Here is a 12,727-nt window from a genome sequence, read left to right as displayed (position 1 = left end):
GATGTATCAAATGTCTGTGTCTTGTCCTAAAATAGGTTTACACCTTTTGTGTAAACCTATTTTAGGACAAGACAATAGATTAATCGTTATCATATTATTCTCTTTTCGCTTTTATTACTTTGAAAAATACATTTTGCTTACCCTCATGTTTTAGTAAGTCAATCAAATGATGTTTCTTTTTCAGGTTTTCCTTCTCATCTTCAACTTTTGATGGATCAATTGAGTATGATATATTCTCAACTAGAGTTTCTTTTAAAGGAAGCTTACTTTCGCCAAGATCATTTTTTAAAATTACATAATGTACTTCAAGTTGGTTGTTATAATGAAGTCCTATTCTTTTAACTATACCCAGATCATTACACTCCTTTCCCCATCTGTCTCGTTGAACTAAAATGTAATTGCCAATTCTAACATTGGATTCATTGCTTATGCTTTCAACGAGCGACAGTTTGTCTTGGTTTTGTTTTTCTTTTTGATTTATGTACTTTATAATGGTGGATGGATTGACTTGGAGATGGGAATTTGTAACACCTGAAGATTGTAATACTTTCTTCAACTCGGTCATGTCAATTTTTATAAGATCAATTATATCGGAATATTTCTCTATGTTAAATGGAATGTTTGCCTGCAAAACAAACCGTCTTAGGTCTTCGATATGGCAGCCATTTATTTTCTTTAATTCTTTATCAGTTACAGTTTCTTCCAATGCAAGTTCTGAATATTTATCCGCAGTTTCTTTTAGAATGTTATGGTATATGCAATCAAAATCAAAACTTCTATCATTCAACTCTAGATACTTAGTTTCCATATCCTTTTCTTTCCTAGAGGACCTAAGTGACTTTAAAAAGCGATCTGTATATAAGAAAAGTGCATCACCTTCCAATGATGTGATCTCTATGCTACAGGTTGGCGGCAATATGCCGCTGATAGCTCCTCCAATTAACTCTTTAGCGAAGGTATAATGTGTGATAAAAGAATTAATTTCGTCAAAATCAACCCAGTCCATTCGTTGTGGTTTGTAGCTGAAGGATACAAATTTACTCCCTGTGCTATTCCACATATTGTGAAAACACTCGTTGGCCACTTGTCTATCAGCCTCACTAAGGGAATTAATATCATGAAAATCGACGTCGATCAAAAAACGGCAAGCATAATTAGAAAATGCCTCTGAAAGTTCGTAGTTAACGTGGATTTTTTTAAGAGTATCTTTCAATAGAATGATACCTTTGATATGCCGGTTCAAATAATCTGAGAAACTGAGGTCAATATAATTTCTATAAAACATGACTTGATTTTTTATTTGTATTTTGGTCCCATCATTTTAATACATTCTTTCGGGCCTATTTGTTTTTCTATTAATATGTAGACGTTATTTCTTATTTACTATATTATAAAATTCCATTTTCCAGTTCAAGTTCTTTTATCAAGAGGTCAACTTTTATTTCATCAAAAAAACGTTCTTTATTATACCTGTTGACAAAATGGTCAAATATTTTTTTACTTTGTTTATCTAAAAAGGATTCTTCAAAGTGAGGAAATTCGGAATCGGAGTTTAAAATAGATGAGGATCTAAAGTCTTCACCACCATCCTTTTGTATAGTGAGACTAAAATTTTTGAGTATGTTCGATAAATTTGTATCGCTGGTTAAGAAATAAGGATGAATATTGTCCTGTAGAATTCTTGATATTTCAAAACACCTGGTTGTATATCTTGAATGAAAAAAGTCCCAGCAAGTACTTAATATTTTTTTCCTTGCATCCGATTGATTACTGTCAAGGCCTATCATTTTCCAAAAGATGGTATTACCACCAAAGATATTTAATGCTAATTTATATTCTAAAGCCCTGGCCACATCGAGATCATAAATCATCCAATCACAAAATTGGATAATATTATTTTCGGCATTATTTTTTGATACCCCCTTTGATGCCAGGCTCCTGATTTTTAACAGCGCGCAGTAGGTGGTTTTTAAGATTGATTGAAAAGCATTTAACTGACTTTTGGAGACATGAGGTACCTTTGTAAGAATTAAGCAATCCCTATGGAAATCGTATTTAAATCTTTTAAATTCTTTTAGCGGAATTTTAAGAAAAAAGTCCATTCTATATTTAAAGTCTTGAAACTTGTCTTGGTCAAAGGAACTCTCTCTACTACATAATTCAATAAAACCAAAAAGAGGACTAATGCTAACATCCGGATGGTTTTCCACATATTCTTTTAAAGCAATAATCTTTGCGAAATCGACATTTTTAGCTGAACGCCCATAATCAACAATTTTAATTATATAAAGGCAGATACAACTATCCAAAAAAACAATCGGTTGTATACCATGCTGCCGATATTCGTTGATAGAATTTTGGTTTGGTAGTACTGTTTCTCCTTTCTCAGAAAAACAATCAAATATAGCAATTCTGTTCATTTTGCTGGATAAATGTGATGACACATCAGTTTTGTACATTGAAAAAATATAAATATGTACATTGGTGCTTTCAATGTGCTAGGTTTTTTTCAATAATAAATTACGTTATTTCAACTAATTTTCTCAAACCGCATATAAATAAGGTTCAAATTTTGTACTGCCAGGTTCACAGAGGTATTCTATTGAATGCCCTTTTGGGTGTTAAGCAAGGTTATGCAAAGCCTTTCAAGATTTGGATACCCCATCTATATAGTATAATGCTTCTTCATAAGCTAGTTCTCTTTTTTTAAATTTTTTTCTCAAAAAGTAAAATACTGCCAGCTTATACATTGGAAAGCTTACAAATATATATTCGTCATGTTGAGTGAAAAAATTAAAGTGAGGTCTGGAAGTTTCAAAAAAAACAATAGAGAAAAATCTGTCGGTTTTAGATTTTACTGTTATTCGCCGTTGGGATCTTCGTAGATAATCAAGTGCTTTGAATGGATTCATATCAATATAGTGACTCATCCATGATACTGGCAAAGGAGCCCAGAACGGGTTATATTCTGAATTCGGATGCTTGAGATATTTTCTGCGACAATCATAAACTTGTAACTTGTAATCTAAGATTTCCAGCCACCGAATTAGGTTACTCAATTCTTTATCATCCAACTGCTTTTCATTTTCTAATTTTTGAAGAATAAAGATTACTTTTTTTTCTATTTCCGCCAGAATTGTATTATTACAGTCTGGACATGCGGGTATTGCTGCTTTGTTATAGGATTGAGTTTGTCTATTTACACTTGAAATAAATCTACTCTCAACATCCTTTTCGAAAAGCCATTTAGGAAGCACATGCTCTTTGGTGAGATTTTTTGTTGATTTACAAAACACACAAATTTCCTCAACATCATCTGCGGTAGTTGGATGAAAGCGTCTAAAAACATTGTCGCTTATGTCGATTCCTTGTTTTCTGAGATTTACTCTGATTTTTCTAAAGTTTTGATCTATGATTTCCATTTGGTTATAAGTTTCCTCGTTCTCCCGTTATCTAGTTAGAAAATTGAAAATCAATTTTTTCTACTAAAAGTTAGCCAACAACTTTAGATCTACCAAAAAATGACTCTGGTTTTGTGCCATAAGGCTCAGGGGATTTTCAAAAGAAAAGTCTTTACCCAGTAGAGATGTTTTTTTGTTTTTAGCGGTAAAGCTGCGGAATCATTGCTTGACTTTCCTCTGCAAAACTGTAGTGTCGTAAATTAGAAATTTCGGGGTATTCATCAATCAGGGTTATCTACTTGTAAGATTAATCTTCCGTAAAATATTTTACCAGCTATTGAAAATGTATATCAGAAACCGTAAATTCGAAAAAATAAATTAATAAGTAACCCTTTCAAACCTCTATACTTGTGTGTTCGTACTGTAAGCTAGCTATTTTCCCAATTTTTAATTTATTGTTTCAGTAGCTTTCACAAGAAAAGATGGCGGATAAAAGGAATTGTTTGTGCATATAAGTAAAGTTATTGTAGCGCCCTATAAATAATAGCATTAACTATGGAATTGATCTCCCTAACTATTCGTCCCCTTGTAAGGAGAAGTGTAGCTATCAGTGTATTGATAATCTTATCCTTTAGTTGCCAGGCTCAAGATGATTTTGCGGCGTTAGTAAAATCGGTCAGTATCACCGCGCCTTCTCCGACAGCGTCGGCGTTGGGCGAATATGGGAAAAGCCCGGTTGGTTTGGCTACAGGATCCCCTGAGGTAAGCATACCATTATATACGGTGGAAACCCAGCACCTGAAAGTGCCGTTGCGACTGCGGTATAATTCCAATGGTGTTAAGGTAGACGCCATTGCATCTAGAACCGGAATGGGTTGGGTACTGGAGGCTGGTGGTGTAATTACCAGAAATGTAAATGGGAGTCCTGACGAAACAAGTACCTGGTTACCCTATGTTAATGATTTAACGACCAGGGATGGTATTACATATATGCGGAAAGCCGCTGATGTGGCAGAGGGAAATCAGTTGACTTTAGATACCCAACCAGATTTGTTTACTTTTAATTTCGGAGGGTATACGGGTAAATTTACGCTCGATTCGGCGAGGAATGTTGTGTTGATGAAATATGAGAACTTAAAAATTGAGTATTATTTCCTACAGGGCTCACTCAATTTCAAAGTCACAGCTCCTGACGGTGTCGTTTACTTTTTTGGTGGCTTCGGAGCCACGGAGCATACTAAGCCCCCACCTACTGCAGGGCCATGTGAAGTCAACTATGTACGAGCTTCAGCAACGGCTTGGTATCTGACAAAAATTGTACACCCGATGGGAGATTCGATCATGTTTCGCTATCAGGGCTTTCGCAGTACCTATGAACTAGGCATCAACCAAATGTATTTTGCTAAAACTTACGGTAGCCCTACTGAAATTTGTGCTGAAGGTAGGGTGTGTGATGCTTACGGAAATTCTACGTGTTTATCCCGGCTTAGGGTTGATGGGTTTGCCTTATCCGAAATCAGCACCTCTTTGGGAGATAAAGTAAAAATGATAAATTCGGCCAGATTAGATGTTGACAATGAGCTATTACTAGATAGTGTCGAAGTATATTATAAACAGGATCTTGTAAATCCTTATAAAGTTATTGATTTTCAATATACATATTCTAACAGCAGGACCAGTTATGCTAATGACTATTTCACTAACCCCCAATACAGTAAGCGACTTTTTCTAACAGACGTTATTGAAAAGGCCAAGGGAAGTACCTATAAAAAGCATAGTTTTTTTTACAATGACTATGATGGACTGCCGGCCAGATTGTCCTTTTCGCAGGATGAATATGGCTATTTTAATGGGAAGACCAATAGCTATCTGATCCCAACTCCTCCGCCTGACTACCAGGCCGAGTTTCCCTATATTCATGGTGATCGTAGTCCGGAGCCCTATTATGCCGGAAAGGGACTTTTGTCTAAAATTGTCTTTCCCACCGGAGGGTATGACACGCTCATCTATGAAGGTCATTCTATTAATAGCTCTGTACTTGTTCCTCCACCGGCCAGGAATGTAACCATAACAACAGTAGGACAGGGCGTGAAAAATTTAAAGAAGATAGATACAACAATTACAGTTCTGTTTGGGCAGAATGTAACTTTCAATTTTACCTGCGATGTAGTACCAGGCCAAAGTTATGAGCCTCTTGATAATTATACATTTGTCCGTATCTATAGTGGACCCACTATAGTATATACTGCGACCGTTAATGTCGGAAGCCCGGTTACTTACACTCATTCGCTTGTACGTGGAGAATCTTATAAGATCGAGGTGAATGTATATGGCAATGTAGTAAGGGGAACAGCTGATTTTAACTATTATGCTGATCCGGCGACCAATGAGGAGCGAAATAAATTTGTTGGGGGAATGCGTATTGCTCAGATAAAGTCTTTTTCGAGTGAGAGAGGGTTTCATGATATCAGGAAATTCTACTACGGTACTCCTACAAACCTGCAAAAGTCTTCCGGCAGTATTGTTGAGGAAGCATGGGGATATTTTGCAGAGCTGGATGTTCGTTTTTTCTGTAGCTCAACTAATAAGCCACAGAACGGATGGAAAATCGCGAGGTGTTACAGAAAAGCAGCTTATTCAAGTACACTTCATCATTCATTTGGCAATGCTGCTAGTCATATTTACTATTCGTCAGTGGTGGAAAGTCAGGGAGATAACTTTGAAAATGGCGGTATATGGAGTATTTTCAAATGCCGGAGTAATGACTACGCAGACTTAATGTGGGGCTACCGACCACAAGGCATGACATGTTCCAACGTTGCCTGGGAAAATGGGCTAAAGACCTCGGAGCTTTACTTTTCAAAGGTGAATAATAACATTGTCGATAAGAAACTGACGACCTATAATTATAAGATTGATCCACGTTATCAAAAAGATTTGTTTGGTTATCTGGTGAGAAGACGATATCAGGAAATTATTCTAAACTCTAACCCAATCAATCCTGAAGAATATGCCGTATACGATGTTTTGAGATATCCGGTTACTGGTAACTGGACTTACCTGGACACTACAGTCACTACGATTTATGATGATAATGGCCCTACGCTAACCACTAAGAGTGCCTATACCTACGATAATGCACTTCATACCAATCCCACTAGGGTCTGGAATACCAGAAGTGATGGCCAGGAGGAATTTACCAGCATGTCTTATCCATTGGACTATGCTTCCGGAACTCCTTTTTTAGATAGCCTTAGAATCGCCAATATCGTTAACATACCTATTGAAAAGGTAAAGTACCTAAAGCAGGGAACGGACATAAAAATACTGGCCGGTTCTGTTACCATGTATAATGCAGACAGAAAGGGCGCGAAAAAATCCGAACTCCTGTTTTCATCGGCTGATCCGGTTGCCTTGTCAGAGTTTAAATTTTCTAATCGAACTAAAGGGATATTGCCGTCAACGGGTACAGCCACTGTGTTTACAGCAGATCCCCGGTATGAAGAGCGGGTTACCTATGATACATATGATGGGGCAGGCAACCTTAGTCACTATACTCTCAATCAACAGAAAGGAATGTGTTATTTATGGGGATATGACGCCAAATATCCTATAGCTGAAGTAAAGAATGCAGACCTGTCGGAGGTCGCCTATACCAGCTTTGAGTCTTCAGAATGGGGCAACTGGTCTTCGGTCAGCAATACGTTTATTACCGGTGACGGGCTATCCGGTAACCAGAGCTATGCGCTAACTAATGGGGCTATTAGCAAGTCGGGACTTAACACTGCCAAAAAGTATGTGGTTTCCTATTGGGCAAAGTCCGGTGCGGCGGTGAGTGTGACTGGAACCGTGAGCGCAGCTACAGGGATAACCTACAATAACTGGACTTACGTTGAGAAGATTGTTGCTAACGTGTCTGCTGTTACCATTAGCGGTACCGGAAATATTGACGAACTGCGTTTATATCCTTTACAGGCTCAGATGACAACCACCGCCTACGAGCCAGGGGTAGGCATCACCGGAAAGTTTGATGAGAAGGGCGGCGTATCCTACTATGAATACGATGGTCTGGGTAGGTTAAAACTGGTAAAAGATCAGAACGGTAAAATCCTGCAGCAATATGACTACCGGTATAATACCACGCTGTAATAAACTATAGTGATCATGTAAATAATCGCTTTTATGTATAAGATTTTGGGAGGAATAATATGGTGGTTAGCAGCTGTAGCTATGTTACTGGTAGCTATGCCCGGTATCGCGCAGGTGCCTGCCAGCTCGCCCAAGACGCCGGCAACCCCATTACAGGTACCTGCTGCCTATCAGCGCGTATCTGATAACTATGTGCGTACCTGGGAGCCGGCGTTAGCTACTACCGATACTGCCTATGTAGCCGCCTCCGCGCGTACTATAGATCAGGTAAGACAGATTACACAATATTTTGATGGTTTGGGCAAACCCTTGCAGACAGTTGCTAAGGCAATGACCTATGGAGGTAAAGACCTGGTAACCCCGGTTATTTATGATCCTTTTGGCAGGCAGCAGGCCCAGTATCTGCCTTATGCCGCCTCCGGTACAAGTGATGGGACATTTAAACAGGATCCTTTTAATGCGCAGAAAGCTTTTTACATGTCTTATCTGGGCTCAGAAAGTATATTCTATAGCCAGATAGCCTATGAAGCTTCTCCACTGAACAGGGTGTTAAAAACGTACGCTCCTGGAAACAGCTGGGCAAAAAATGATCCTGCTGGGATGGAGCGTGGAGGAAACCGCCCCACACAGGCACAGTATCTTGTCAATACCCTGGCTGATTCTGTACGGATCTGGAGTTTTGCAGCTGGAGCAGCAGTGCCTGTCAGCAATTCGGGCCAAATGTATGCTGCCGGTCAGCTCTATAAAAATGTGACGATTAATGAAGCCGGGTTTCAGGTGGTGGAATACAAAGATAACGCAGAACGAGTGCTATTAAAAAAGGTACAGATGCCTGATAATCCTGGTACAGCTCATATGGGATGGCTATGTACTTACTACGTATATGATGACCTGGGCAATCTTCGTTTCGTGATTCCTCCCAAGGCAGTGGAGGCCGCTCTTTCGGCTGGCTGGGTGATCAGTACTGCTGTGGCCGGCGAGCTTTGCTTCATCTACCGGTATGATGCCCGCAAGCGGATGATTGTAAAAAAGGTGCCGGGCGCAGATTCTACGGAGATGATTTATGACATCCGGGACAGGTTGGCATTTACAAGGGATGGAAACATGAAAGGAAAAACCTGGCTGGCTACTTTTTATGATGGGCTGGACAGGCCGGTGATGACTGCTTTATATAAAAATGCCACCGCTACCCGACAGTCTTTACAGGCTACTGTAAATGGGGCTACTGGTAGCAGCAGTCAGACTATCAGTTATAATTTTCCGGCGCCGGCAGATCTTATAGCAGATAATTATGACGGGAGAGCAAAATACGAAGCGACTAATAGTATCGAGTTTGTAGACGGTTTTGAGGGAGGAGCAGAATGGGATGCCGTTATCACTCCGGGGGCCAGTAGTGGCAGTAGTACTATTACCGCGACTAATACTCCAGCTGGTATTCCTACCGATTCCCTGACTCCCCTTAGCTATACTTATTACGATGATTATTCCTTCGCAGGTGCTTATAGATATGTCCGTGGCGATACTGCAAAACCATATGCCGATGGTAGTCCCAATGAGGAAGCTTTACCGGCCAGTGGTAGTGTCATGGTGAGGGGGATGGTAACCGGAGCAAAGGTGAGGGTCTTAGGCACCAACCAGTGGCTAACGACAACACATTATTATAACGATAAAGGCAGGCCGATTCAGGTGTCGGCAGACAATGTCAACGGAGGCCTGGATGTTACGACAAGTTTGTATGACTTTAGCGGAAAAGTACTCAGCACCTATTGGTGGCATAAAAATCTTCACAGCAGGCTTTCTCCCAAAACTACGGTGTTAACCATGCTGCACTATGATGCCGGCGGAAGGCTCACCAGTATAAAGAAGCGATTAAATGATACCCTTTCCTCGCTTGACAAAACCATTGTAATCAATACTTACGATGAGCTGGGGAGACTGAAAACGAAGCGCCTGGGCATTAATGGCACGTCGCAATTGGAAACACTGACCTATGACTATAACATCCGTGGTTGGCTTACAGGGATTAATAAATCTTACGCAAGTACAGCCGGTAGCGCTGCCAATTGGTTTGGGCAGACGCTGGCCTATGACTCAGGATTCACGGCTTTGCAATACACCGGTAACATTGCGGGAACTACCTGGAAGAGTAAAAGCGATAGTGTTGCACGGGCGTATGGCTATAGCTACGATAAAGTGAATCGCCTGGTATCGGCGGCCTTTACACAACAAAACAGCGGCAGCAGCAGCTGGACGGCTGATCAAAAGGACTTTTCCGTGAGCAATTTGAATTATGACGCCAATGGTAACATCCAGACGATGAACCAGATGGGGATGGCGGGTGCTACAAAAATGCTGATTGATCAGCTTAGCTATACTTATCGCGCAGCCAGTAACAAATTGGCCGCAGTAGCAGATCCTACTAATACAGCCACTGCCAAACTGGGTGATTTTATTAACGGAACCAATAGCGGAGATGATTACGATTATGATGCCAATGGCAACCTGAAATATGATCTGAATAAAAATATTTCAGCCATTACCTACAATCACCTGAACCTGCCTGACAGCATTGTAATCACCGGGAAGGGTACCATAAAGTATCTCTATGATGCCAGTGGTACAAAGCTAAAGAAGATTGTTACGGATAAAACCGGATCAGTGCCAGTGGTCACGACTACCGATTATATAGGTGGCGTTGTGTACCAAAACGATACGCTGCAGTTTTTAAGCCACGAGGAAGGCAGGATACGTGCCGTGTTCAAAACAGGACAGCCTATGCAATACGCATACGACTATTTTGTAAAAGATCACCTGGGCAGTGTGCGAATGGTCTTAACGGAACAGACAGATTTTTCAATGTATGCCGCAACGATGGAAGTACCTGCTGCAGCTAAAGAAACAGCGTTGTTCAGCAACATAGACAATACCCGGTCCGATAAGCCCATAGGCTACCCGGCAGATGAGAGTGCTGGTAAGAACGCTTCCGTCGCAAAACTTACTGCTACCGGATCAGGAAAGAAGATAGGCCCCTCTATCGTACTGCGGGTAATGGCAGGAGATACGATCCAGCTGAGTGCAAAGGCCTTCTATAAATCAGGAGAAGCTAAGGAGAAGAATGCCGCTGCCGCCACAACAGAAAATATGCTGGCTGACCTCTTGCAGGCTTTTGGAGGAAACAACAGGCAAAATAGCAGCGCGCACGGAGAAGCGGTAACTAGTCAGCTAACCCCCTTTAACAGCAATTTCTATAACAATGACTACCGGCGCCTAAAGGAGAAAGAGCCAAACCAGCCCAATGCTGATCGACCTAAAGCATATTTGAATTTTGTATTATTCGATGATGATTTTAAATTAGTAGAAGCCAATAGTGGGGTAAAGCAGGTTAAAGCCGAGCCGGATCAGTTGCAGACCCTCAGTCAGGATAAGATGGTGATTAGGAAATCAGGTTTCCTCTATGCTTATACGAGCAATGAGAGTCCGCAGGTGGTGTATTTTGATAATGTGATATTGGGGGTGAATTCAGGACCATTGCTGGAAGAAACGCATTATTATCCGTTTGGCCTTACGATGGCGGGGATTTCTTCCAAAGCCTTAAAAGGCGCGAATTATGCAGAGAATAGGTTGAAGTATAATGGCAAGGAGCTGCAGAATAAGGAGTTTGGCGATGGTTCAGGATTGGAGCTATATGACTATGGAGCAAGGATGTATGATGCACAAATAGGTAGATGGCACGTGATTGACAATAAGGCGGAATTATATAAGAATCTGACACCATATGCATATGCAGCCAATACTCCGGTTAACGCAATTGATCCAAATGGGAATCTTATCATTTTTGTAAATGGGTTTACCCTCACAGGTAGGGAAAAAGGCTCTCAGTGGTATTGGAGAGAATACGAAATGAGAAGAGTTTACGATCGTCAGCCATCCAATTCTCCCTACTGGCCTTTTGATACAGGGGATTATCACTATGAGGCAATACAAACAGGTAAAGCTTTTGATTTAGAAGTTTCAGAGAAATTGGGAGACAATCATCGAAGGTACGTAGATGGGCATCATGGGATTGGACCAAACAGCCGCCGAATGGCAGGAAAGGAGCAAGGATATACAGATGCTCCTGATATTATTGAAAGTCTACATAGGACGGATGGAGTAATTGATGAAACAATAAAGGTTATGACTCATAGCATGGGAGGGGTATATGGAGATGGATATATAGCGGGTATAAAGAAATATTTGGATGAACATCCGGAGTTAAAGAGGCAAGTGAAAATTACCTTAGTTGCGGATTTTGACCCATTTCAGGGGAACAAAATTGAGAATGATGGTAAGACTAAAAAACAAGAATTCCTTCACAAGGGACATGGAAGTCTTACTGGATGGCTTGCAAATAAAAGAGAGAAGGGAGACATTGACTATCGTGAATCAACTACTATTGGAGCTCATACCATCTTTTCCTTTTTTGATAATATACAGTCTCTTCAAGAAGGAACATATTTATGGAATGCAGAAACTGGATCATGGGACCTACAGAAAAAATGAATATGGTGAAAAATACAAGCATAATTTCAATCATACTATGTTGTTTCATAATTGCCTGTAGGACAAGCAATACGCCGAAACAATACCGGAATAATACCACCGTACCTGGCGCGCTTTATGCCCTACACAGAGCGCAGATTGCAGATTCGGTAAAACGTCTTATTCTACAAAAGGCAGGGCCCTATTATACCAGAAGGACTAATGCTACAACCAGGGTTATCGTAGATACGATTCTATATAGTCCTTCCAGAAATAAGGTTAGTTTTTTTATTATTGTGGAAAATGATGGCAGCGACGGGAAGCGCCCTTATGATGCCAATTGTTTTGTCGCGTACCTTTCAAAAGATAGTATCATTACATCCATTAGATGGATGCCCTATTATAATCTCGAATTGTACAGTAATTTAAAAGAAATTTCCAGAGATATCAGGTTGATTTATTTCAAAAAATTCAAAGGAACAGGCAGCAGTAACCTAAAATATAATCTTGATGATGTTAGGTTCTGGGATGATCCATATATCTGGAATTACTAAGATGCAATTGCTACTATTTGATCTTGCGATTTCTATTTAACATATACTGTAAGGTCGTCAGATGAACTCTAAATCATTTATTTCTTTTGGAATACCCTTGGG

At 40.3% G+C, this 12,727-nt stretch carries 5 protein-coding genes; 2 read left to right on the top strand and 3 right to left on the bottom strand.

Annotated elements, in window-relative coordinates; genetic code table 11:
* Positions 1 to 94: 94 nt before the first annotated feature.
* The 3 genes from UNH61_RS19370 to UNH61_RS19360 all read right to left on the bottom strand — a co-directional run bounded on the left by UNH61_RS19370 (position 95) and on the right by UNH61_RS19360 (position 3,422).
* The gene (locus tag UNH61_RS19370; RefSeq protein ID WP_326993641.1) at positions 95 to 1,285 is read right to left on the bottom strand and encodes a hypothetical protein; all 1,191 of its coding nucleotides are present in this window, start codon (positions 1,283 to 1,285) and stop codon (positions 95 to 97) included.
* Positions 1,286 to 1,388: 103 nt separating this feature from the next.
* Positions 1,389 to 2,420: a hypothetical protein gene (locus UNH61_RS19365; RefSeq protein WP_326993640.1), complete on the bottom strand. Its 1,032-nt coding sequence runs from the start codon at positions 2,418 to 2,420 to the stop codon at positions 1,389 to 1,391.
* A 225-nt stretch (positions 2,421 to 2,645) separates the two neighbouring features.
* Positions 2,646 to 3,422 (bottom strand): hypothetical protein, encoded by a 777-nt coding sequence (locus UNH61_RS19360; protein WP_326993639.1) that lies wholly within the window; start codon positions 3,420 to 3,422, stop codon positions 2,646 to 2,648.
* A gap of 720 nt (positions 3,423 to 4,142) precedes the next feature.
* On the opposite strand from UNH61_RS19360, the gene UNH61_RS19355 reads away from it, so the two are divergent.
* Positions 4,143 to 7,550 carry a hypothetical protein gene (locus UNH61_RS19355; RefSeq protein ID WP_326993638.1) on the top strand — a complete coding sequence of 1,136 codons (3,408 nt, stop codon included), beginning with the start codon at positions 4,143 to 4,145 and terminating at the stop codon, positions 7,548 to 7,550.
* Positions 7,551 to 7,583: 33 nt separating this feature from the next.
* Positions 7,584 to 12,092 carry a DUF6443 domain-containing protein gene (locus tag UNH61_RS19350; RefSeq protein ID WP_326993637.1) on the top strand — a complete coding sequence of 1,503 codons (4,509 nt, stop codon included), beginning with the start codon at positions 7,584 to 7,586 and terminating at the stop codon, positions 12,090 to 12,092.
* Positions 12,093 to 12,727 lie beyond the last annotated feature (635 nt).

The sequence above is a fragment of the Chitinophaga sp. 180180018-3 genome (assembly GCF_037893185.1).
In the GTDB taxonomy this organism is placed as follows: Bacteria; Bacteroidota; Bacteroidia; order Chitinophagales; family Chitinophagaceae; genus Chitinophaga.
The sequence above is the reverse complement of the archived record's forward strand: the minus strand, read 5'-3'. Positions and strand labels throughout refer to the sequence as shown.

What these genes read in the sequence shown, in the direction of transcription:
- UNH61_RS19370 (WP_326993641.1), bottom strand. Translation starts at nt 1,285, where the DNA reads ATGTTTTATAGAAATTATATTGACCTCAGTTTCTCAGATTATTTGAAC.
- UNH61_RS19365 (WP_326993640.1), bottom strand. Translation starts at nt 2,420, where the DNA reads ATGAACAGAATTGCTATATTTGATTGTTTTTCTGAGAAAGGAGAAACA.
- UNH61_RS19360 (WP_326993639.1), bottom strand. Translation starts at nt 3,422, where the DNA reads ATGGAAATCATAGATCAAAACTTTAGAAAAATCAGAGTAAATCTCAGA.
- UNH61_RS19350 (WP_326993637.1), top strand. Translation starts at nt 7,584, where the DNA reads ATGTATAAGATTTTGGGAGGAATAATATGGTGGTTAGCAGCTGTAGCT.